Below are 22,144 nucleotides of genomic sequence, written 5' to 3' on the forward strand. Positions count from 1 at the left end.
CCTGCGCTCGGTGATGCTGCGTTGAAAAAAGGCTCGGCCTGTTTTCGCCTTGCCTGACCTTCGCTCGCCTATTCCCCCAGGAACCGCAATCGGGCCTATATCCGACAAGAGTCGTCGGATTTGGTCATTTTTTGTGCTATTCTCCGCGCCCGCGAATTCACGCGGATCAATTTGTCATAACATCGGTCATCGCCATGCACGCAGCCAAGCCGTTATTCGACTATCCAAAGTACTGGGCCGAATGCTTCGGACCAGCGCCTTTCCTGCCCATGAGCCGGGAAGAAATGGATCAGCTGGGTTGGGATTCCTGCGACATCATCATTGTCACGGGCGATGCCTATGTAGACCATCCTTCCTTTGGCATGGCGATCATCGGCCGGTTGCTCGAAGCCCAGGGCTTTCGCGTGGGTATCATTGCCCAGCCGGACTGGACCTCCAAAGACGACTTCATGAAGCTGGGCGAGCCGAACCTGTTCTTCGGCGTGGCCGCCGGCAACATGGACTCGATGATCAACCGCTACACCGCGGACAAGAAGGTCCGCTCGGACGACGCCTATACCCCTGGTGGGCTGGCCGGCAAGCGGCCGGACCGTGCCAGCCTCGTGTATAGCCAGCGCTGCAAGGAAGCCTACCGCCATGTGCCGATCGTGCTGGGCGGCATCGAGGCCTCGCTGCGGCGGATCGCCCACTATGACTACTGGCAGGACAAGGTTCGCCATTCCATCCTGATAGATGCCTGTGCCGACATTCTGCTTTACGGCAACGCCGAGCGCGCGGTGGTCGAGGTGGCGCAACGGCTGGCCGCGGGCGAGCCCGTGGACAGCATCACGGATATTCGTGGTACTGCATTCATTCGCCGAGATACGCCTCAGGGCTGGTTCGAAGTGGATTCCACCCGTATCGACCGCCCAGGCAAGATCGACAAGATCATCAACCCCTATGTGAACACGCAGGATACCCAGGCCTGTGCCATCGAGCAGGCCAAAGGCCCGGAGGAAGACCCGGCCGAGGCAAAGGTGGTGCAGATCCTCGAAAGCCCACGCATGACCCGGGACAAGACAGTGATCCGCCTGCCCTCGTTCGAGAAGGTGCGCAACGATCCGGTGCTCTATGCCCATGCCAACCGCGTATTGCATCTGGAGACCAACCCCGGCAATGCCCGCGCCTTGGTACAGAAGCACGGCGATGTGGATGTGTGGTTCAACCCACCGCCCATTCCCATGACCACCGAGGAAATGGACTACGTGTTCGGCATGCCCTATGCGCGCGTGCCGCACCCGGTCTATGGCAAGGAGCGTATCCCGGCCTACGAAATGATTCGTTTCTCGGTGAACATCATGCGCGGCTGCTTTGGCGGCTGCACCTTCTGCTCGATCACCGAGCATGAAGGTCGGATCATCCAGAACCGTTCCGAAGAGTCGATCATTCGGGAAATCGAAGAGATCCGCGACAAGGTACCTGGCTTCACAGGGGTCATTTCCGACCTGGGGGGCCCTACTGCCAATATGTACCGGATTGCCTGCAAGAGCCCCGAAATCGAGTCGGCCTGCCGCAAGCCGTCATGCGTGTTCCCCGGGATCTGCCCGAACCTGAACACCGACCACTCGGCGTTGATCCAGCTTTACCGCAGCGCGCGGGCGCTGCCGGGTGTGAAAAAGATCCTCATTGCGTCGGGCTTGCGTTACGACCTGGCGGTAGAGTCGCCGGAGTATGTCCGGGAGCTGGTTACTCACCATGTTGGCGGGTACTTGAAGATCGCCCCGGAGCATACCGAGGAAGGGCCGCTCAACCAGATGATGAAGCCGGGGATCGGCACTTATGACCGCTTCAAGCGCATGTTCGAGAAGTATTCGAAGGAGGCGGGCAAGGAGCAGTACCTGATCCCGTACTTCATCGCGGCGCACCCGGGCACCACCGACGAAGACATGATGAACCTGGCGCTCTGGCTCAAGGGCAACGGCTTCCGGGCCGACCAGGTTCAGGCGTTCTATCCCTCACCCATGGCATCGGCCACGGCCATGTACCATTCCGGCAAGAACCCCTTGCGCAAGGTGACCTACAAGAGCCCCGGAGTGACCATCGTCAAGAGCGAGGCTCAGCGACGCCTGCACAAGGCCTTCCTGCGCTACCACGACCCCAAGGGCTGGCCCATGCTGCGCGAGGCCCTGGAGCGCATGGGGCGCGCCGACCTGATCGGCCCTGGGAAGCATCAGCTGATCCCGGCGCACCAGCCTGAAACGGATACCTACGTCAGTGCCCGGCGCAAGAATTCCACCCCGGCGGGAAGCCACAAGGTAGGGCGGGAACAGCGCATTCTCACCCAGCACACTGGCCTGCCCCCGCGCGGTAGCGACGGCAGCAAGCCCTGGGACAAGCGCGAAGAGGCCAAGGCCGCCGCCCAGGCGCGTCGAGACCAGGCTGCCCGCGCCAGCAAGGGCAACAATGCCAAGGGCAAGCGCAAGCCTCGGCAGCCTGTTCTGCCGCGCTAAGTACCACCCCCGCTCGCCTCTCCAGCGGAGGCGGCGGGCCGGGGGCCCTCGTAGACCTGGAAGCGTCCTTCCGGAAATCTATCGCGGTACTGGTTGATCAGGCTGGTGCAGCTGTCACAGGTTGGAAAACGGGTGAACAGGTTTGCCTCGGCAATCTCCCCTATCGGCAGCGGCCTACGTTCCAGATAGGCGAAGATGTTCCGTTCCGAATCAAGTCGGCGGTCATTGATGTCCCCTGAGTTCAGGTTGTCGGGCCGGGAGAGGTCTGGCAGATGCAGCAGGGCTTCCTCGCCCGGCTGGCCACCTTCGCCACGACAGTTGATATAGCGCGTCCCATCCTCGGCGATCCAGGTTCGGTCATCGCTGGCCCCGGCTGCCATGCGTTCACGCAAGCGCCTGGCCAAGGGAAGGTCTCTGCGCTGCGAGGCGGCGCCGGACGCGCTGTAGTACACCTCCTCTGGACGTCCGTCTCGGTAGGTCACGAACAGGAATGCAATGTTCTTTCCTTTAGGCGCAAGGCCATCGACCGCGCTGTGCTCCAGCACGGTCTCGGCATTGAGAATGCCGGGTGTGTCGGCCAGCCAGCTGAGGTGAGTGGCGATTCGTTCGCGCACGGCGAGGGAGGTTTGCGCGGTCAACGGGTGCGTGTAATCGGAGGCCACGAACCTGCGGGTCTGTTGGACGAAGCCGCGCCTGGGGTAGGTAGCGAACAGGGCAGCTTGAGCGGGGGTGGTCTGCAGGCGGAAGCGGCGGGTCATCAATTGCTCGACTTCAATGCCTCCTGCTGCCATGGCGGCTTCGATCTGACGCAGTTGCTGCTCTACTACGGCAGAACCTCGTTGGCGGATGTGCCAATTCGCGTCCCAACAGCCGTTGAACAGGTACTTGAGCTCCTGCTCCAGGCTCATGTCTTCTTGCTCAAGAGTGGCCTGCTCGGACAGCTTGTTCAGCACAATGGTATCGTCGCCAGCCGATACCAAACCATGGTAGTAAATGCCATCGTCTACACAGGTCACCAGATGGCGTTGCCCATCTTGCGCCTGCAGCTCCACGGCCGAAAGAAGGCGCCGGTCGGCCACGTCGGCGACCAGGCCGTCCAGCACTTCGATGCGCTTGAATAGCGCATTGCCAGTCACGATGCGGGCTCGAAGTTGATCCTGATAGCGGGCCCACCCCAGACGCTCGACGACCCGATCGGCATCAGGACCGCCCTGCATCAGCCGTCGCTGGTCAACGAAGCGGCCCTCACCGTCGGGAATGATCTTGCGCTGATCGAACCAATCCACAGCGCCTCCGGCTATTTCATGGCTAGCGGTCAGCTCGGTATAACCTTGTGTGCGCCTTTCTCGTGGCGCCGCGCATGCCAGGGGTGGCAGGACGCGCCGCGCACGACACCGCGGATGCTCCAGTTCGGGGCGGGCGAAGGGTGGTTCGGCCTGTTCGAAGCGCACTGGTCGCGAATCCATTCCTGTGTGTAGTCGATAGTGACGCCCTGAACACTCCAGCCACGTTTCCTCGCCCCAGCCAATCCAGCGCTTTGGTAGAGACGGGGCAGGGTCGGGAATGTAATGGCGGGCGTCCAGCGTGATGACCGGAAGCTCAAGGGGCAGGCGACCCAGGCGACCGGTATCGTCGATCACGTCCAGGATCGGGCCGTAGGTCAAAAGCGTTTGATGGTCAACCAGGCGCGGCGCTATCAACCTTCCGGCCTCGAAGCCTTCGGCCGTCGCAGTGACGGGTATGTCATCGGCCAAGCGCTTGAGGTAGACGGTTGGTTGTGAAAACGGGCCCAGGGAAGAGTCCGACAGGACGCGCGGGGTAGGCGAAAGCCCCGATAACTGTCGGACTAACCGACGCAATGTTCCTCCATGGGCCCTGCGCAGGGGCACCATCAGGCTAACCCCGGAGGTTGCCGGCTCCTCGGTCAGCGCACTGAACAGAAGGGTGTCGAACGCATCCCTGCCTGCGCTACGCAAGCGAGGCGTCAGGGCGCGAACCGCAGCGGCGCGCGGGCCTTGGCGCAGCGCCAGGGTAACGAAGCGAAGGCCCAGCGCGCTCAGGCGTCCATAGGTCCCAAGGGTCAAGGCATCGGCGGCAAGGTTGAAGAGGCCCAATACCACCAGCCAGCTTCGTTTTTCATCGAGGCCCTGGCGTATCGTTTCGGTCGCGCTCCAGAAGGGCACCAGGGTCTTGAGCTCAGCGGGCAATCCAATGGTTGCTTCGCCTTCCTCATCGGCGCGGGCTCCGCTACGCAGGGTTTCCAGGTGGGCTGCGATGGTTTTCGCACAATGATGGGCAATCAGGCGATTGTTGCGAAACAGACGCAAGCCTGGATCATGGCTTGGAGGAATGGACACCACGGGCGTGAGCCAGCCATGACAGTGACTGCCAACGCCTGGCAGGCCTCCAGTGGAAAAGGCGCTAGCATCGAACGGCAGCGATCCGATTTCCTCGATGTGCCCTGGCAAAGGCAAGGGTGGCTGGACATTGGCATGCAGCCGACACCAGCCGGCCGAGGGGATCAACTCGTAGTACCAGGTGCCTTGAGGAGCAACCACATGGAGGACGAAACCATAGGGCGCGATCAGAGTGTCGCCCGATGACGTGCGCTGCGCCAGTTGGCACAAAGTGACCCGGTGTTCATCCAGGCGCAGCTGATCGCTTACGGGCAGGTCTGCGAGCAACCGCTGCGTCAGTGTGTTGGTGGCCACGGCAATCCCTTGCTTCCATTGGTCGAATGCCTGTTCGAAGCCGGTCGCCAGATTGGGTATATCCACAGCGTTGCATGCCGGCTCATGCAAACGTCCATCATGACCACGTACCAGAGCCGGCACCAAGGCTGGTTCTGGCCAGGCCGCCAGCCCGCTGGCGAAGGCTGCCTGGGCGGATACACCACCGTGGGCGAGCAGGCTCTGGCGCATCCGGTCCCTGGGCTCCACGAAACGCATATCCGGGGCAATGCCACGCGCTTCAAGCTCGGCCGATACCATTGCTCTCTTTTGCGGCATGGGGCGAGATAACGCCGCGCGCGCGCGCTCAAGGGCATCGAAATGATTGAGGTATCTGTCAAGTGCTCGCGCTAGGCTTTGCCGCGTCTGGAGCCGGGCGATCCGTTGCCAGGCAATGTTCCACTGCGCCAGGGGCGATGCCAGGGCCGCCACCAAGGCCTGTGAAGTCGGGGCGCTTGGAGAGCGCTCGTTGATCTGTGCGGGCAGGGCCAAGGCTTCACTGACCGACAACAGGCCACTGCTACCAGGAGCGATGGCCTCAGCCAGATTGACGCCTTGGCAGAGCGATATCCAGGTAAAGCTGCTGGTCCAGGCCAGGTCAGGCGGCAGGCCGAGCAGGTTCAGGACAGGCGGGGTGCTGTCAGCCAAGAGGTAGCGCACCAAGCCCAAGCATCTTGGCGGGCAGCCGGGCAACCTAGGTATGAGATGGCGACCCATGGCCGCCAGTAGATCACTGATAGCCGCACCGCTGTGAGCGCTCGCGTAGAAGTCGAAACCGCGCGCGTCCGCGTCCGGGTCCAGGGCCCACGGCAGCACCAGCGTCAGTAATGCCAGGTCCTGCAGTTGAACCCGGGGGCCCCTGGCAGGTCCGGTCCAGCCCAGGCAGACATGCAACTCGTTGAGTACCGCTTGGGCGGCGCGGGTCGGGAGGGCTCGAGCCAGCGCAGTGGCGGGATGGTTTTCAATGTCCAGATCCGTCCGGGCGCTGGCCTGGCGCAGCAACCGGGCGACAGCGCCGGCCGGGCTCGCCAGCATGGGCAGGCTCTTGAGCCGGCGTAGCTCCATGGGTTGCAGCAGGTCGCCGACGCTCTCACGCGCGCGGTAGAGTTGCTGGCGCAGGCGACGCTCGCGCTCGAGCCGAAACGCACCAAGGATTGGCGTGACGTTTATGGGGCCTTGCGCCTTCACGCCGAGATGACGCTGTAGCAGCCCCGGCAAGGCCATATCTCGTCGGATGGCCTGTGGCCGCCCTCGTTCGTCCAGCTCGAAGGTCGTGACCACCGCCTTTTCTTGGCGAAGCTGCTGAGCGCTAAGCTGGTTGCGATTGGCCAGATGACCAATTGCCGCTTCCATTTCCAGCAACGGCTGGTCGCGCCAGTGGGAAAACAGGGTAACAAGGCGGATGCGTGCTCGGTTCATGCTGGGGCTCCCTTGGGTGGAGCCTGCATTGGACCGGGCATGGTAACGCTAAGGTGCTACATAGATGTCGCCGCCGAGTGTGCCTGTGGCGAAGGCAGGCTAGCGGCGCGAGGCGGAGTTCGCTTCCGCGATCGCGCCGCTGGCGCCGCAGGCATAGGCCGCTAGAAGGCTGCTGAAAAAACTGTTGAAGCGCATGGGTATCTCCTTCCGTAATGTTGTGAAGGCTACGCCCGGCAGGCAAGATGAGCTCGTTGAATCTGTCCATGGGCACGATAGGCAAACTGTCGGCCCATCATCCGGAGTGTTCCCATGCTGTTCAAAACTGTAGTTGCCAGCCTGCTGGCGGTGTTGGCCGCGCCTGTCCTGGCCGCCTCCTGCGAGGCCACGGTGGACTCCACCGACCAGATGATGTTCGACCAGAAAGAAATGACAGTGAGCAAAAGCTGCAAGGCCTTCACGCTTACGCTGACCCACTCCGGCGGCCTTCCGGTGCAGGTGATGGGGCATAACTGGGTCTTGAGCAAGGCGGCCGACATGCGCGACGTGGCCAGCGACGGGATGAGCGCAGGCCTCGACGAGGGTTACCTCAAGCCAGGCGATGAACGTATCATTGCCCATACCCGGCTGATCGGTGCCGGTGATCGGGACACCATCACCTTCGATGCTTCGAAGCTGAGCCCAGGCGAGAGCTACAGCTTCTTCTGCAGCTTCCCTGGGCATACCGCGATGATGCAAGGGGTGCTCAAGGTCGTGGATTGAATGCCAGCGATCATGTTGGCGCACTTCGGGTAGCGAACTGGCGAATGGGCTTGGCGCCAGTCGCGAGCTTAAGCCATGGCTACGCTTGTCCATCACCCGTTGCGCTGGTGCCTACACCTTGAATACGTGGCGTAGATAGGACACGAAATTCGGGTCACGGCATTGGGTCTTGGCAGCCTCGTCAGAGATTTTCGCCACGGGTTGCCCATTGCAGCTGGTCATTTTCAGCACCATGCTCATGGGCGCGACCCCAGGGATGTCGCAGGTCAGGTTGGTGCCAATGCCGAAGCTGACATTGATACGTCCCCGCAGCACCCGATACAGCTCCAGGGCACGGGGGAGATTGAGGCTGTCCGAGAACACCAGGGTCTTGGTCATGGGGTCGATCCCAAGCTTACGGTAATGAGCGATGGCTTTTTCAGCCCAGATGACTGGGTCGCCGGAATCGTGGCGCAGACCATCGAACAGCTTGGCGAAATACAGATCGAAATCGCGCAGGAAAGCATCCATGGTAATGGTGTCGGTCAGGGCGATGCCCAGCAGGCCGCGGTATTCCCTGACCCAGCAATCGAGCGCGGCGATCTGGCTGTCGATCAGCCGGGGGCCGAGTTGCTGATGAGCCATGACCCACTCATGGGCCATGGTACCCAAAGGCTTGAGATCATATTTTCGCGCCAGGTGCACATTGCTTGTACCGACGAAGCGCGCGGGAAAGTCGGCCTTGAGGACTCGCACGATTTCTTCCTGCACAGCGTAGGAGAAGCGGCGGCGGGTACCGAAGTCGGCGACCTGCAGGCCCGCCAGTTCGTCTTCGCTGGCATTGGCACGCAGCCAGTCGAACTTGCGGTAGAGCTGGTCGCGTGCTTGCCCCAAGGAAATGTCGGCATACAGGTTGCGATTGCGTACTTCGCTGACAAGCGCCAGTAGCGGTACTTCGAAAAGAATGACATGGAGCCATGGGCCCTTCAGACGGATATAGAGCTCATCGTTTTCTATGCCCATCTGTACGTAGCGCAGGTTGAACCGGAACAGGCCAAGAAAACGCAGGAAATCCGGTTTCATGAAACTGACGTTTTCCAGGAAGGCCATGTCCTCGTCCGTCAGCCCCAACTCGCACAAGCACTCAAGCTCTCGGCGCAGTTCGCCAAGCCAGGGCCTGAGGTCTTCCCCATTGCGGCAGCGGAACTCCCACTCCACATCGGTATTGGGATAGTTGTGCAGTACCGCCTGCATCATCGACAACTTGTAGAGGTCCGTGTCCAGCAGTGACTGGATCACGCGCCCGTCGCGAGATGATGCCAGGGATGAATCGATCATGTAGAGCTCCAGGTCAACCAGTGCCGTTCTGACAACGACCGGGGAGAAAAGTAAGGGAAGCAACGCCGGTTCTGTCAAATAGTGGCGCAGCACCTGGTCACGATGCAGGGCAAGGCCATTCGAACGCAACGCGCTAGGCGGTGACGCATGTGGTGCGCGTCGTAGCGGGCGCGCACCGCTGTTGTGCACTTCCGTTACGTTCACTGTTACGGGGTGGTTGCCCCGAGCAGGCGGTCATGGTTGCCCGTTTCGCTCATACGGGTTGCTCCTTTTTAAGTTTTTGGTATTACCGAGCCTGCGTTAGAGGGTTGCACGTCCCGCGCTGTCGCTTCGCTTTTGCCGGGTGATCATATGAGGATCGATCATGGAAGCACGTCGCTTAATTTGGTGGCACGCCGCTTGCTCTGAGCTTGGAGCTAAAAGAGCAGTACACAGATATCGCTGTGCCAAACCAAAAAAGCTCAGGAGCACCACCTCATGTCGCAGACGTTCTTCAAGAAAGGCTTTCTGGCCCTGGCGGTTTCTACTGCCATGGGCGTCGCCTGCTATGCCCAGGCTGACGTCAAGATCGGCGTGGCCGGCCCGATGACCGGCGCCAACGCTTCGTTCGGCGAGCAGTACATGAAGGGCGCTCAGGCCGCGGCCGACGCGATCAATGCCGCCGGAGGCGTCAATGGCGAGAAGATCGTGCTGGTGGCTGGGGACGATGCCTGTGAACCCAAGCAGGCCGTGGCGGTGGCCAACCGTTTGGTGGACCAGGACAAGGTCGTCGGAGTAGTAGGGCATTTCTGTTCATCCAACACCATTCCCGCCTCGGAAGTGTATGACGAGGCCGGCGTAATCTCGATCACCCCTGGCTCCACCAACCCGGCGGTGACCGAGCGTGGGCTCAAGACCGTGCTGCGCATGTGTGGCCGTGACGACCAGCAAGGCATCGTAGCCGGTGACTATATCGTCGACATGCTCAAGGCCAAGAAGGTCGCGGTCATCAACGACAAGGATACCTACGGCAAGGGCCTGGCCGATGCGACTTCCGCTCAGCTGAAAAAGCGCGGCGTGACCCCCGTGCTGGAAGAGGGCCTTACCCGGGGCGAGAAAGATTTCAGCGCCCTGGTGACCAAGATCCGCAGCACCGGCGCCGAGGTGGTGTTCTTCGGCGGGCTGCACCCGGAAGCCGGCCCACTGGTGCGCCAGATGCGCGAGCAGGGCCTGAAGGATGTGAAATTCGTGTCCGACGACGGCATCGTCACCGACGAGCTGGTGACTACCGCTGGCGGCGCTCAGTACGTGGATGGCGTCTACATGACCTTCGGGGCGGACCCGCGTCTGCTGCCTGATTCCAAGGCCGTGGTCGACCAGTTCCGCAAGAGCGGCTACGAGCCGGAAGGCTACACCCTGTATGCCTATGCTTCGCTCCAGGCCATCGCAGCCGGCCTCAATGGCGCCAAGAAAAACGAGGGCGAAGCCGCTGCCGAGTGGCTCAAGGCCAACCCGGTCAAGACCGTGATGGGTGAGAAAACCTGGGACAGCAAAGGCGACCTGAAAGTCTCCGACTACGTTGTGTACCAGTGGGGCCCGGACGGCAAGTACAAGCAGCTCGAAAAACAAAAATAAGCCTGGCAGCGGGGGCCCTCAGCTAACCCGGGAAGCCCCCGCTCTGCATCACCTGCCTGCGCGACACGACCGGCCTGCCTGACCGAGCCCTCCTGCCCGGCGGAATAGCTGGTGCTCCCACACGTTCACGAGAGTGCATGATGGACGGTATCTTCCTGCAACAAATGGTCAACGGGCTGACCCTGGGTTCAGTCTACGGGCTGATCGCTATCGGCTATACGATGGTCTACGGCATCATCGGGATGATCAACTTCGCCCATGGCGATGTGTACATGGTGTCCTGCTACCTTGCGGCTATCGGCCTGGCGGTACTGTCCTTCTTCGGCATCGAGTCTTTCCCTTTCCTGATTCTGGGCACCCTGGTCTTCACCATCGTGGTGACCGGGGCGTACGGTTTCGTCATCGAGCGCGTGGCCTACAAGCCTTTGCGTAACTCTACCCGCCTGGCCCCGCTGATCAGTGCCATCGGGATATCCCTGATCCTGCAGAACTACGTACAACTCAGCCAGGGCTCGCGGCAACAGGGGGTGCCAACCCTGCTCGAGGGCGGCTGGCGCCTGCATGTCGGTAGCGGGTTCGTGCAGCTGAGCTACACCAAGGCCTTCATCATCGTGGCCGCCTTCATCGGCATGGCCGTGCTGACCTATATCATCAAGTACACCAAGCTGGGCCGCATGTGCCGGGCCACCCAGCAGGACCGCAAGATGGCCTCCATCCTGGGCATCAACACGGACCGGGTGATTTCCTATGTCTTCATCATAGGCGCGGCCATGGCCGCCTTGGCGGGCGTGTTGGTGACCATGAACTACGGCACCTTCGACTTCTACGCCGGCTTCATCATCGGCATTAAGGCCTTCACCGCGGCGGTGCTCGGCGGTATCGGTTCCCTGCCTGGCGCCATGTTGGGCGGGCTGATCCTGGGCGTGGCGGAGTCGCAGTTCTCCGGCCTGGTCAATTCCGACTACAAGGATGTCTTCAGCTTCGCCCTGCTGGTGCTGATCCTGATCTTCCGTCCCCAAGGCCTGCTCGGTCGCCCACTCGTGGCGAAGGTGTGACCATGTCTTCTGCAATCGCTAAACCGATGAACCTCAAGAAGTGTCTGATCGATACTATCGTGGCCGGACTGCTGGCGCTGATCGTCTTCGGCCCCATAGTGGGGATTGTCCTGGACGGTTACGGCTTCAACCTGCAGCCCCAGCGCACCGCGGTCCTGGTGGGCGTGGTAATGGCCGGCCGCTTCCTGCTCAGTGTGTTCCTGCAGTCCTCTCAAGGCCGACGGATGCTGGATGGCTTCGAAGGCGCAGGCGGTGGTGTCCACGTACTGGCACCGGATTACAAATCGCGCCTGCGCTGGATCATTCCGCTGCTGATCGTGATCGCGCTGGTGTTCCCCGTCTTTGCCAACAAATACATGCTCACCGTGGTGATTCTCGGCCTGATCTATGTGCTGTTGGGGCTGGGACTGAACATCGTGGTAGGGCTGGCCGGGCTGCTGGACCTGGGTTATGTAGCCTTCTATGCCATAGGCGCCTACGGCCTGGCCTTGGGCTACCAGTACCTGGGGCTGGGGTTCTGGTCTGCCTTGCCCCTGGCCGCCATCGCCGCGGCCCTGGCAGGCTGTATCCTGGGTTTCCCGGTGCTGCGCATGCACGGTGACTATCTGGCTATCGTGACCCTGGGTTTCGGTGAAATCATCCGCCTGGTGCTCAACAACTGGCTGTCCTTCACCGGCGGCCCCAACGGGGTGCCAGTCCCTTCTCCCACGATCTTCGGCCTGGAATTCGGTCGTCGGGCCAAGGATGGTGGCGTGCCCATCCATGAATACTTCGGCTTCGCCTACAACCCGGACCTGAAATTCCTCTTCATCTACGCCGTGCTGTTCATCGTGGTAATGCTGGTGCTCTATATCAAGCACCGACTGACCCGCATGCCGATAGGGCGGGCATGGGAAGCCCTGCGTGAAGATGAAATCGCCTGTCGCGCCATGGGCCTGAACCATGTGCTGGTCAAGCTTTCAGCCTTTACCCTGGGTGCTTCCACCGCGGGCCTGGCAGGGGTGTTCTTCGCCAGCTACCAGGGCTTCGTGAACCCCACCTCCTTCACCTTCTTCGAGTCGGCGCTGATCCTGGCTATCGTGGTGCTTGGTGGCATGGGCTCGACGGTAGGCGTGGTGATCGCCGCCTTCGTGCTGACGGTAACGCCGGAACTGCTACGCAGCTTCGCCGAATACCGGGTGCTGCTGTTCGGCATCCTGATGGTATTGATGATGATCTGGCGGCCACGTGGCCTTATCCGAATCAGCCGCACTGGGGTGGCGCCGCGTAAAGGAGTCGCACCATGAGCGACGACATCATTCTTTCTGTAGAACACCTGATGATGCAGTTCGGCGGCATCAAGGCGCTCAGCGATGTGAACCTGCAGGTTCGAAGAAACTCCATCTTCGCTCTGATCGGCCCCAATGGGGCTGGCAAAACCACAGTGTTCAATTGCCTTACCGGTTTCTACAAAGCCAGCGGCGGCCGCATCCAGCTCAATGCCCGCCATGGCAGCGTGGAAGTGATCAAGTTGCTGGGCGAGCCCTTCAAGGCTTCGGACTTCGTTGCCCCGAGCCGCTTCTGCAGTCGGCTCTATTACAAGATGTTCGGCGGCACTCATCTGGTGAACAGGGCAGGCCTGGCGCGTACCTTCCAGAACATTCGGCTGTTCAAGGAAATGTCGGTGGTGGAAAACCTGCTGGTGGCGCAGCACATGTGGGTGAACCGCAACCTGCTGGCGGGTATCTTCAATACGCCTGGCTACCGTCGAGCCGAAGCCAAAGCCATGGACACGGCCTTCTACTGGCTGGAAGTGGTGGACTTGGTGGACTGCGCCAACCGGTTGGCCGGCGAGCTTTCCTATGGGCAGCAGCGCCGCCTGGAGATCGCCAGGGCCATGTGCACCCGCCCGCAGGTTATCTGCCTGGACGAACCGGCCGCGGGCCTCAACCCGCAGGAAACCGAGGCCCTGAGCGGCATGATTCGCCATTTGCGTGACCATCACGACATGACCGTGGTGTTGATTGAGCATGACATGGGCATGGTGATGAGCATTTCCGATGACATCGTGGTACTGGACCACGGCAACGTGATCGCCGCGGGCAAGCCTGAGCAGATTCGCAACGACCCCAAGGTGATCGCTGCCTACCTCGGTGCGGATGAGGAGGAACTCGCATGACCGCGCCCATTCTGGAACTCAAGGGCATCGACGTGTACTACGGGCCTATCCAGGCTTTGAAGGACGTTTCCTTGCATATCGACCCGGGGGAAACCGTGAGTCTGATCGGCGCCAACGGCGCCGGCAAATCCACCCTGTTGATGTCCATCTTCGGGCAGCCACGGGTTGCCAAGGGACAGATTCTTTACCAGGGCACGGATATCAGTCAGAAATCGTCCTATTACATTGCCTCCAATGGTATCGCGCAGTCCCCGGAGGGACGTCGAGTGTTCCCTGACATGTCCGTGGAGGAAAATCTGATGATGGGTACCATCCCCATTGGCGACAAGCACGCTGACGAGGATATGCAGAGGATGTTTGCGCTCTTCCCTCGGCTCAAGGAGCGCCGTAACCAGCGGGCGATGACCATGTCAGGAGGCGAGCAGCAGATGCTTGCCATCGCCCGGGCGCTGATGAGCAGACCACGCCTGTTGCTACTGGACGAACCCTCGTTGGGCCTGGCGCCCATCGTTGTCAAGCAGATCTTCGCGACCCTGCGGGAGCTGGCACAGGAGGGCATGACGATCTTCTTGGTAGAGCAGAATGCCAACCATGCGTTGAAGCTTTCAGACCGTGCCTATGTCATGGTCAACGGGCAGATCCGCATGAGTGGAACCGGTCAGGAGCTGCTGGCCAACGACGAAGTACGCAACGCCTATCTGGGCGGACACTGATCAGCAGGCGCGCAGTACCAGCCGGTCGAAAATGTGGAAAACATTTTCGAGCCGGCTATGGAAGGCGACATATAGCCGCAAGTCAGCATACTTATCCCCATTCGCGATTAACCCCCAGCTTGAGTGGATCAGCCTGTGAATAAGTTGGTGGCACAATGGTGCATCCCGCGCGGCGTAAGGCCTCCAGCCGGGTGGTCAAATTTTGATCAGGTATTTCTGGCTTGCTTGGGCGGGTAAATGTCAAGTCTTGACAGTCCAGTGCCAAACTACTAAAGGGCTGTGGATAAGTCTGTGCGAAACCTTTGGAAACGCTCATTGAAAAGCGAGAGGACCAGCTATGGCGTATCGCCTTGGCACCGCTTGGTTCTAGCTTTGCCCGGTTTTGGCGTAAATTCCCGTTCCGTGATTGTGTGTGCCCCATAGGGCGGGCATGCTTCATCTTTCTCTTACCTATCCACAGGAGTAGCGCATGACCTCCACTGTCTTCATTACCGGTGCCACTTCGGGTTTCGGCGAAGCCTGCGCGCGGCGCTTCGCCGAGGCCGGCTGGTCGTTGATCATCACGGGCCGTCGCGAAGAACGCCTCAATGCGCTGGCCGAGGAGCTACGCGCGAAAGTGGATGTGCTTGCCCTGGCCGTGGACGTGCGTGATCGCAAGGCCATGGAAGCGGCGATCGGAGGGCTGCCTGAGCGGTTTGCCAGCATTACCGCCCTCGTCAACAACGCGGGCCTGGCCTTGGGTACCGATCCGGCACCCAAGTGCGACCTGGATGATTGGGACACCATGGTCGATACCAATATCAAGGGCCTGCTGTATACCACCCGGTTGTTGCTGCCCAAGCTGATCGCGCATGGCAAGGGTGCCGGTATCGTGAACCTGGGGTCCGTGGCCGGCAGCTATCCCTATCCCGGTAGCCATGTGTATGGCGGAACCAAGGCGTTCGTTAAACAGTTTTCCTTGAACCTGCGCAACGATCTCCAGGGCACCGGCGTGCGTGTGACGGACCTGGAACCCGGCATGTGTGAAAGCGAGTTCTCCCTGGTGCGCTTCGGTGGAGACAAGGCGCGCTATGACGCCACTTATGCCGGCGCAGACCCGATCCAGCCCCAGGATATCGCCGATACCATCTTCTGGATTCTCACCCAGCCCGCCCACATCAACATCAACCGCCTGGAACTGATGCCGGTCAACCAATCATGGGCGGGCTTCGCGGTCCACCGCCAGGGTTAAGCCTTGAGGGCCTCGGCAAGCGCCGCGAAGCAAGTATAGAGGTGGTAAGGGGTGGTGGATGGCATATCGTGCCGGCTCACCTGGCCCTTGGCATCGCGGCATTCATACCAGCCGCTGGGCCGCAGGAAAGCGGCCTGGAAGCGACGCAGCCCAGCCGTCAGGTCGGCGGCGCGCTCAGGTAGCAGGCTGAGCGCGCGCAGATGTTCGGCCTGGGCCCAGATCCGTCGCGTGCCATCGACTACCTGGCCGTCCGGAGCCAGGGAAGCGCATACCGCGCCCTCGCTCAAACCCTGCTGTTCGGAGCGCGCCAGCGCCTGGGCCATGTCCGCGGTCAAGGCATGCCCGCTCAGCAGGGCTGAAGACGCCAACAGGTAGTACCACTCGAACTGATGGCCCGGCTCGTACCAGTTCTGCGAGGCATCTCGAGGCTTTTCCAGCAATACGCCATGAGCGGCATCGAAGAAGTGCTCATGCATGGCATCGCACAACGTTCGCAGAGCCGCTTCGGTGGAAGGCTCGGGGCGCGTTTCGAAAGTGGCGAGAAAGGCTTCGGCCAGGTGCATCAAAGGATTTTGCAAGGGGCCTTGGCCCAGGCACGCCCAGTCCCGACCCAGGCGCGCCTCATACAGCCCGCCGGGGCTGGCGAAGCGCGCTACCGCCGCCAGGGCTGCCCGTAATGCCGGCTCGGCACTGGCCGACTGGCGCAGATAGTGAGCGCAGGCGAACAGGATGAAGGCATGGGTGTAGAGGTCTTTTTCCGTGTCCAGCGGGGCGCCCTGTGCATCGACACTGTAATACCAGCCTCCGTGGAGCGGATCGGCGAAGTATCTGTTCAACGAGGCGAATAGCGTGGCCGCTCGCGTCGCCGCTCCAGGCCTGTCACCCAGGCAGGTAAACACGAATAGCTGCCGGGCACAGGCCATGGCCCGGTAGCGCTGGACAGGCAGCGGTCGGTGCTGGTCATCCAGTGCTTCGTAGGGCAATTCCAGCGCGTGGTTCCAGCCAGGCCCTTCCCAGAGGGGCACGATGCCATCGAGGAAGTGGCGCCACACCGTGGCGTAGGTTTCGGCGAGCTCAGAATTCAAGCGGGACGCGGGCATGGACGGCTTCATGGGGCGAGAAAAATGGCCGCCACTCTAGCAGAAAACCGCTGGGCTGGCCTGGCCGCGCGGCCGTGGCGGCTAGCCTCTTAGGCCATCAGAAGGTACCCCCCGGCGATGGCCGCGCCTAAGCCTGCCAGACGCACCAGGGGCGCGACTGCCTGCGGCAACCAGCGGGCCAGGGCGTAGCCGAAGCCGTGGAGCAAGGCCGTAGCCGCGATGAAACCGACGGCATAAGACCAGGCGCTGGCCATGGCCGGCAATTCCAGCCCATGGGCCATGCCGTGGCAGAGTGCGAAAGCGGCGGTAATCAGGATCGCCAGCGCAAGCGCCGGGCGCAGCGCCAGGGCAACGGCCAGCCCCAGGGCCAGCACCGAGGCGGCAATGCCCGTTTCCAGGCCGGGCAGGGCGATGCCGGCAAAGCCCAGGCCACCGCCGACCAACATGGCCGTCAGGAAGGTGCAAGGAAGGGCCCAGCGGGCGCTGCCAGCCTGTTGGGCGGCCCAGAGGCCGATAGCGATCATGGCCAGCAGATGGTCCAGCCCGCCTAACGGGTGGCTGGCGCCAGCCAGTAGTCCTCCACTGTGCCCAGGATGGGCGAAGGCCCAGGCAGGCATGCCCATCAGCACAAGGGAGGCGAGCAATTTCAAGCGGTTCATAGGCTTTCCTTAGGGTTCAGGCCGCGGTAAGCAGGCCTTGGCGTTCGATGAAGGCAATGATCTGGTCCAGGCCATGGCCGGTTTTCTGGTTGCTGAACACGAAAGGCTTCTCCCCACGCATCTTGCGTGTATCGCGGTCCATGCTTTCTAGGGAAGCTCCGACCTGCTCGGCCAGGTCGATCTTGTTGATTACCAGCAGGTCGGACTTGCAGATACCCGGTCCACCCTTGCGCGGGAGCTTGTCCCCGGCCGAGACGTCGATCACATACAGGGTGAGGTCCGACAACTCAGGACTGAAGGTGGCTGAGAGGTTATCGCCGCCGGATTCCACCAGGATGAGATCAAGCCCAGGGAAGCGACGATTGAGCTGATCCACAGCTTCCAGGTTGATCGAGGCGTCTTCCCGGATGGCGGTATGAGGGCAGCCTCCGGTTTCCACGCCGATGATCCGCTCCGGTGCCAAGGCCTGGTTGCGCACCAGGAAGTCGGCGTCTTCCCGGGTGTAGATGTCATTGGTGACCACCGCCAGGTTATAGCGCTCGCGCAGCGCCAGGCACAAGGCGAGGGTAAGGGCGGTCTTGCCGGAACCGACAGGGCCGCCGATGCCGACTCTCAGGGGTTGGCTGTTCATGGGTTCTCCTAGGATCGAAACAGGCGGCTGTACTGCCGCTCGTGGGCCATGCTGGCCAGGGCCAGGCCGAACGGCGCGCCGCCTACCTGGGCTGGGTCGATGTCGCAGGCGATGCGCTGGGCTCTGTCGAGTGCCGGCAGCAGATCACTGGTCAGCCGTTGCGCGGCCTGTTGGCCAAGGGGCAAGGTTTTCATCAATACGGCCAACTGGTTTTCCAGCCAGCTCCACAGCCAGGCGGTAAGCGCGTCGGATGGGCTGATGCGCCAGGCCCGGGCCGTCAGCGCCCAGCCCAGGGCCAGGTGCGGCTCATCGATTGCCAGCAGGAACGCTCGGGCAGGACGGTCCAGCTCCTCCAGCCCCAGCAGCAGCTGTTTAAGGGAGTAGCCCATCTGTCGGCTCTCGAGCTGGAATTCGCGGGTTTCCCGGCTGGCGCGGTGCGCTTCCCAATGGTCACGCAGCACGTGCCAGTCTTCAGCCGCGGCGGCATTGCAATGGGCCAGAAGCAAGGGCGCCTCGAAGCGTGCCAGGTTGAGCTCGAGCTGATCCGTCAACCATACCGCCGCACTGTCCCGGCTACAGACCCAGCCGGCTTCCACCGCCATCTCCAGGCCTTGGGAATAGCTATAGCCGCCAATAGGCAGCTGGGGGCTGGCCAGGCGCAGCAAGGCCCAGGCAGGGCTCACCGCCTGGCGCCAAACTGGTGCAGGCGAGGCGCATAGTTGAATGCTTCCTCACCATGATGGGAATGGTGATGGCCGCCACCGTAGGCCCCGTGCTCCGGCTGGAAGGGCGCTTCGATCGCGCTCACGCTGGCACCCAGTTGTTCGAGCATGGCCTGGAGCACATGGTCCTCGAGCAGGCGCAGCCAGCCTTCGCCTACCTGCAAGGCAACATGGCGGTTGCCCAAGTGATAGGCGGCACGGGTCAGCTCGAGAGCCGAGCCGCAGGTCACATGCAGCAGCCGCTCTGATCGTGCGCATACCTTCACTACGCGACCGTCTTCGGCCAGCAGGAAATCTTCATCGCGCAAGGGAGGCTGACCGCGCTCAAGGAACAGGCCGACGTCCTCGCCAGCGGCGCTATAGCAGCGCAGGCGGCTTTTACTGCGCGCCTCAAAGGTCAGATGAAGCTCTGCATCCCAAGTGGGACGCGGGTCCAGACGGTGATGAATGACAAGCATCGATAGGCTTCCAGCTCAGGACTGGAAGCAAGCTAGAGCAAGGGGCTTGCCAACTTGAACGCGCGGTGGAAAACCGGGGAGCGGCTGGGTCTAGGATGGAGCGGGACGGGGTTCAAAATGGGGCGTCTAGAGAGGGTGTGCACAGTTGAAGTGCAAGTGGCACCCGAGCCCGCCGGAAGCGGGCCTATCGGGACTACCGAGCAGTCAGGCCACAGTGTTCGGACTGCGGTCTGCGCCATCCTGGACAACGGTGTTCGGACTGCGGTCTGCGCCATCTTGGGCAACGGTGTTCAGATTGCGGTCAGCACCATCCTGGGCGACGGTGTTCAGATTGCGGTCTGCGCCATCCTGGGCGACGGTATTCAGATTGCGGTCAGCACCATCCTGGGCAACGGTGTTCAGATTGCGGTCTGCGCCATCCTGGGCAACGGTGTTCAGGTTACGGTCAGCACCATCCTGGGCAACGGTGTTCAGGTTACGGTCGGCGCCATCCTGGGCGACAGTGAAGCGGTGGCTTACAGTGACGGCGGCGGTGGGCTTGGCCTGGGTGGCCAGATCCTGGTCCGTCACGGGCAAGGCAAAGGCACTGAAAGTAGCAAGGGACAGCGCGGCGGCGAAGAGTTGGCGTTTCATGAGAGGCTCCTTGAAGGGATGAAAATCTGTCTACGGGGCCCATGCTACGCGCTGTATCCCGAGGCGGAAGTCGATCCTCTGCATGATGAAAATCGATCAGAGTGATGATGGAAAACTCTAAGCCGATCAGTGGGTTAGATTTGACTGCCAGTAGTGGAAGCTGGGTATCAGCCGCAAGCCGAACGGGAAAGGGAAACCTCCGCCGTCTCGTTGTAGTCACACCTTTTGACTATCGATCGCGCATTCACGCCCAGGGATAGTCGCTGTATGGAGAGCCCGCATGTCTCGCCCGCTTCGCATTACCGCCTGGATTCTCGGCGTACTGCTGGCCTTGATTGTTGTCTTGGTCGTGGTCATCGCCACCTTTGACTGGAATCGGGTCAAGCCCACCCTTAATGAAAAGGTGTCCGAGGCATTGCATCGCCCGTTCGCGATCAATGGCAACCTGGCGGTGGCTTGGGCTCGTCAGCCGGACGAAGGCGGCTGGCATGCCTGGGTGCCCTGGCCACATTTCATTGCTGACGACATCACCCTGGGTAATCCGGCGTGGTCCAAAGAGCCGCGGATGGCTGGCCTCAAGCGCGTAGAGTTCCGCCTTTCACCGCTGCCGCTGCTGGCGCAACATATCGTAATCCCTCGTATCAACCTGACCGAGCCCAGTGCCGACCTGGAGCGCCTGAAAGACGGTCGCGCCAACTGGGATTTCGACCTGGGGCCCAAGGATGACACCGCCGAGCCGTCGAGCTGGGTGCTGGATATCGGCGCGATCGGGTTCGACAAAGGACGGGTCGGTTTCAACGACGCAACCCTGGATACCCAGGTACAGGTACTGATCGACCCGCTTGGCCAGCCCATTCCCTTCAAGGCCCTGGCTGGGCAAAGCGAGGCGGCCAAGGCACTGGACGAGGCCGGTAACAGCGCCCAGGATTACGCGTTCGGCTTCAAGGCTGAAGGGCGATACAAGGGCCTGCCGGTTCGCGGGACGGGCAAGATAGGCGGCTTGTTGGCGCTGCAGGACGCTCGGCAACCCTTCCCGGTCCAGGTCGACGCCAGCGCTGGCGATACTCAGGCATCCGTGGTCGGTACCTTGACCGATCCACGCAACCTGGGCGCCCTGGACCTGCACCTGAAGCTTTCCGGTACCAGCCTGGGCAACCTTTATCCACTGACGGGCGTCACCTTGCCCGACTCGCCGCCCTACAGTACAGACGGCCATCTGGTTGCCCGGTTGCATGAGCCCTCGGGGGCAAGCTTTCACTATGACAACTTCAATGGCCGCATCGGTGACAGCGACATCCATGGAGACCTGGCCTTCGTTGCCAGCCAGCCCCGGCCAAAGCTGAGCGGCAAGCTTGTTTCCAACCAGTTGCTGTTCAGTGACCTGGCGCCCCTGATCGGTGCGGACTCCAATGCCGAACAAAAGGCCCGAGGCGCGGACAGCCAGCAGCCGGCCGGCAAGGTATTGCCCGTGGAAGCGTTCAAGACGGACCGCTGGCGCGCAATGGATGCCGACGTCGAGTTCACCGGCAAGCGAATCGTGAAGACCGAAAGCTTGCCCGTGTCGGATCTCTATACCCATGTGGTGCTCGACAATGGTCGCCTGCATCTGGACCCGCTGCGTTTCGGCGTCGCTGGCGGTCAGCTTGATTCCAACATTCGCCTCAATGGCCAGGTCGAGCCTCTGCAAGGCCAGGCGCGGCTCAGCGCGCGTGGTTTCAAGCTCAAGCAGCTGTTCCCCACGTTCGAGCCCATGCGCACCAGCTTCGGAGAACTCAATGGCGATGCGCAACTGGTCGGCACGGGCAATTCCGTCGCCGCCTTGCTGGGCACCGCCAATGGCAACCTCAAGATGCTGGTCAATGACGGGGCGGTCAGCCGCGACCTGATGGAAATCGCCGGGTTGAACGTAGGCAACTATGTGATGGGTAAGATCTTCGGCGACAAGGAAGTAAGGATCAACTGCGCGGCGGCAGACATCGGCGTAAAAGACGGGTTGGCCAGTACCAACCTGTTCGTGTTCGACACGGAAAACGCGGTCATCTACATCGACGGTGATGCCAACTTCAAGACCGAGCGCATGGACTTCAAGATTACACCGGAGTCCAAAGGCTTCCGCCTGTTCTCGCTACGTTCGCCGCTTTATGTACGTGGCACCTTCGGCAGCCCCAGCGCGGGGGTGCAGGCCGTGCCCCTGTTGTTGCGTGGTGCCGGCATGGTCGCATTGGGCGCTGTGGTCGCACCGGCTGCCGGCCTGCTCGCCTTGGTCGCCCCGAGCGGAGAAGAACCCAACCAGTGCCGGCCGTTGCTGGAGCAGATGAAGCAAGGCAAGGTGCCGGCGACCGTAAGGTAGCAGTGCAGGTGCATGTAGGAGGCAGCGAAGCTGCCGAATGAGGGGCCTATTCAAGGCCATTCCCCAGCTGGCGCTGGGTCCCGCAGAGGCTGTGGGAGGTAGCGAAG

At 61.7% G+C, this 22,144-nt stretch carries 17 protein-coding genes; 9 read left to right on the forward strand and 8 right to left on the reverse strand.

Annotated features, from left to right (window positions below; genetic code table 11):
* The first annotated feature begins 194 nt into the window (after positions 1-194).
* Positions 195-2,489, forward strand: coding sequence for a YgiQ family radical SAM protein (locus ACP691_RS14870; protein ID WP_426150380.1), 2,295 nt, complete (start codon positions 195-197; stop codon positions 2,487-2,489).
* On the opposite strand, the gene ACP691_RS14875 is transcribed toward ACP691_RS14870, so the two are convergent.
* Positions 2,486-6,637, reverse strand: coding sequence for a deaminase domain-containing protein (locus tag ACP691_RS14875; protein ID WP_426150378.1), 4,152 nt, complete (start codon positions 6,635-6,637; stop codon positions 2,486-2,488). The two genes, ACP691_RS14870 and ACP691_RS14875, sit on opposite strands and share 4 nt — an antisense overlap.
* A gap of 309 nt (positions 6,638-6,946) precedes the next feature.
* Here ACP691_RS14875 and azu point away from each other — a divergent pair, with 309 nt between their 5' ends.
* Positions 6,947-7,396: an azurin gene (azu, locus tag ACP691_RS14880; protein ID WP_426150376.1), complete on the forward strand. Its 450-nt coding sequence runs from the start codon at positions 6,947-6,949 to the stop codon at positions 7,394-7,396.
* A gap of 111 nt (positions 7,397-7,507) precedes the next feature.
* Here azu and pncB read toward each other — a convergent pair whose 3' ends face one another.
* Positions 7,508-8,713: a nicotinate phosphoribosyltransferase gene (pncB, locus tag ACP691_RS14885; protein WP_426150374.1), complete on the reverse strand. Its 1,206-nt coding sequence runs from the start codon at positions 8,711-8,713 to the stop codon at positions 7,508-7,510.
* Between the two features lie 477 nt (positions 8,714-9,190).
* Here pncB and ACP691_RS14890 point away from each other — a divergent pair, with 477 nt between their 5' ends.
* From ACP691_RS14890 to ACP691_RS14915, 6 genes are all read left to right on the forward strand, one after another.
* Complete coding sequence (locus tag ACP691_RS14890; RefSeq protein ID WP_426150371.1) at positions 9,191-10,327, forward strand: branched-chain amino acid ABC transporter substrate-binding protein; 1,137 nt, start codon at positions 9,191-9,193, stop codon at positions 10,325-10,327.
* Between the two features lie 140 nt (positions 10,328-10,467).
* Positions 10,468-11,382 carry an ABC transporter permease subunit gene (locus ACP691_RS14895; protein ID WP_040260522.1) on the forward strand — a complete coding sequence of 305 codons (915 nt, stop codon included), beginning with the start codon at positions 10,468-10,470 and terminating at the stop codon, positions 11,380-11,382.
* Between the two features lie 2 nt (positions 11,383-11,384).
* Positions 11,385-12,668, forward strand: a complete 1,284-nt coding sequence (livM, locus tag ACP691_RS14900) for a high-affinity branched-chain amino acid ABC transporter permease LivM (RefSeq protein WP_426150369.1) — start codon at positions 11,385-11,387, stop codon at positions 12,666-12,668.
* Positions 12,665-13,540, forward strand: a complete 876-nt coding sequence (locus tag ACP691_RS14905; RefSeq protein WP_426150368.1) for an ATP-binding cassette domain-containing protein — start codon at positions 12,665-12,667, stop codon at positions 13,538-13,540. Before livM ends, ACP691_RS14905 begins: the two co-directional genes overlap by 4 nt.
* The gene (locus tag ACP691_RS14910) at positions 13,537-14,253 is read left to right on the forward strand and encodes an ABC transporter ATP-binding protein (protein WP_426150366.1); all 717 of its coding nucleotides are present in this window, start codon (positions 13,537-13,539) and stop codon (positions 14,251-14,253) included. The genes ACP691_RS14905 and ACP691_RS14910 overlap by 4 nt, the downstream gene beginning before the upstream one ends.
* A gap of 469 nt (positions 14,254-14,722) precedes the next feature.
* Entirely contained in the window at positions 14,723-15,484 is a 762-nt protein-coding gene (locus ACP691_RS14915) for an SDR family oxidoreductase (RefSeq protein WP_426150364.1), read from the forward strand.
* Here ACP691_RS14915 and ACP691_RS14920 read toward each other — a convergent pair.
* The 6 genes from ACP691_RS14920 to ACP691_RS14945 form a co-directional block, all read right to left on the reverse strand.
* The gene (locus tag ACP691_RS14920; RefSeq protein ID WP_426150362.1) at positions 15,481-16,584 is read right to left on the reverse strand and encodes an AGE family epimerase/isomerase; all 1,104 of its coding nucleotides are present in this window, start codon (positions 16,582-16,584) and stop codon (positions 15,481-15,483) included. The two genes, ACP691_RS14915 and ACP691_RS14920, sit on opposite strands and share 4 nt — an antisense overlap.
* A gap of 89 nt (positions 16,585-16,673) precedes the next feature.
* Positions 16,674-17,243 carry a HupE/UreJ family protein gene (locus ACP691_RS14925; protein WP_426150360.1) on the reverse strand — a complete coding sequence of 190 codons (570 nt, stop codon included), beginning with the start codon at positions 17,241-17,243 and terminating at the stop codon, positions 16,674-16,676.
* Between the two features lie 16 nt (positions 17,244-17,259).
* Entirely contained in the window at positions 17,260-17,874 is a 615-nt protein-coding gene (gene ureG, locus ACP691_RS14930) for an urease accessory protein UreG (protein WP_040260003.1), read from the reverse strand.
* Positions 17,875-17,882: 8 nt separating this feature from the next.
* The gene (locus ACP691_RS14935; protein WP_426150358.1) at positions 17,883-18,557 is read right to left on the reverse strand and encodes an urease accessory protein UreF; all 675 of its coding nucleotides are present in this window, start codon (positions 18,555-18,557) and stop codon (positions 17,883-17,885) included.
* On the reverse strand, positions 18,554-19,054 hold the full coding sequence (gene ureE / locus ACP691_RS14940; RefSeq protein ID WP_040260001.1) for an urease accessory protein UreE: 501 nt from the start codon (positions 19,052-19,054) through the stop codon (positions 18,554-18,556). Before ureE ends, ACP691_RS14935 begins: the two co-directional genes overlap by 4 nt.
* 204 nt (positions 19,055-19,258) lie before the next feature.
* On the reverse strand, positions 19,259-19,687 hold the full coding sequence (locus tag ACP691_RS14945; protein WP_426150356.1) for a hypothetical protein: 429 nt from the start codon (positions 19,685-19,687) through the stop codon (positions 19,259-19,261).
* Positions 19,688-19,967: 280 nt separating this feature from the next.
* Here ACP691_RS14945 and ACP691_RS14950 point away from each other — a divergent pair, with 280 nt between their 5' ends.
* Positions 19,968-22,037: an AsmA family protein gene (locus ACP691_RS14950; protein WP_426150354.1), complete on the forward strand. Its 2,070-nt coding sequence runs from the start codon at positions 19,968-19,970 to the stop codon at positions 22,035-22,037.
* Positions 22,038-22,144: the final 107 nt, after the last annotated feature.

Origin of the sequence: Pseudomonas sp. DC3200b2, from assembly GCF_049895785.1 — a bacterium.
In the GTDB taxonomy this organism is placed as follows: Bacteria; Pseudomonadota; Gammaproteobacteria; order Pseudomonadales; family Pseudomonadaceae; genus Aquipseudomonas; species Aquipseudomonas massiliensis.

Bases quoted from the DNA above. Each gene is read 5' to 3' on its own strand.
- ACP691_RS14950 (WP_426150354.1), top strand. From the start codon at position 19,968: ATGTCTCGCCCGCTTCGCATTACCGCCTGGATTCTCGGCGTACTGCTG.
- ureE (WP_040260001.1), bottom strand. From the start codon at position 19,054: ATGCTTGTCATTCATCACCGTCTGGACCCGCGTCCCACTTGGGATGCA.
- ACP691_RS14915 (WP_426150364.1), top strand. From the start codon at position 14,723: ATGACCTCCACTGTCTTCATTACCGGTGCCACTTCGGGTTTCGGCGAA.
- ACP691_RS14920 (WP_426150362.1), bottom strand. From the start codon at position 16,584: ATGCCCGCGTCCCGCTTGAATTCTGAGCTCGCCGAAACCTACGCCACG.
- ACP691_RS14905 (WP_426150368.1), top strand. From the start codon at position 12,665: ATGAGCGACGACATCATTCTTTCTGTAGAACACCTGATGATGCAGTTC.
- ACP691_RS14910 (WP_426150366.1), top strand. From the start codon at position 13,537: ATGACCGCGCCCATTCTGGAACTCAAGGGCATCGACGTGTACTACGGG.
- ACP691_RS14870 (WP_426150380.1), top strand. From the start codon at position 195: ATGCACGCAGCCAAGCCGTTATTCGACTATCCAAAGTACTGGGCCGAA.
- pncB (WP_426150374.1), bottom strand. From the start codon at position 8,713: ATGATCGATTCATCCCTGGCATCATCTCGCGACGGGCGCGTGATCCAG.
- ACP691_RS14925 (WP_426150360.1), bottom strand. From the start codon at position 17,243: ATGAACCGCTTGAAATTGCTCGCCTCCCTTGTGCTGATGGGCATGCCT.
- livM (WP_426150369.1), top strand. From the start codon at position 11,385: ATGTCTTCTGCAATCGCTAAACCGATGAACCTCAAGAAGTGTCTGATC.
- azu (WP_426150376.1), top strand. From the start codon at position 6,947: ATGCTGTTCAAAACTGTAGTTGCCAGCCTGCTGGCGGTGTTGGCCGCG.
- ureG (WP_040260003.1), bottom strand. From the start codon at position 17,874: ATGAACAGCCAACCCCTGAGAGTCGGCATCGGCGGCCCTGTCGGTTCC.
- ACP691_RS14890 (WP_426150371.1), top strand. From the start codon at position 9,191: ATGTCGCAGACGTTCTTCAAGAAAGGCTTTCTGGCCCTGGCGGTTTCT.
- ACP691_RS14895 (WP_040260522.1), top strand. From the start codon at position 10,468: ATGGACGGTATCTTCCTGCAACAAATGGTCAACGGGCTGACCCTGGGT.
- ACP691_RS14875 (WP_426150378.1), bottom strand. From the start codon at position 6,637: ATGAACCGAGCACGCATCCGCCTTGTTACCCTGTTTTCCCACTGGCGC.
- ACP691_RS14945 (WP_426150356.1), bottom strand. From the start codon at position 19,687: ATGAAACGCCAACTCTTCGCCGCCGCGCTGTCCCTTGCTACTTTCAGT.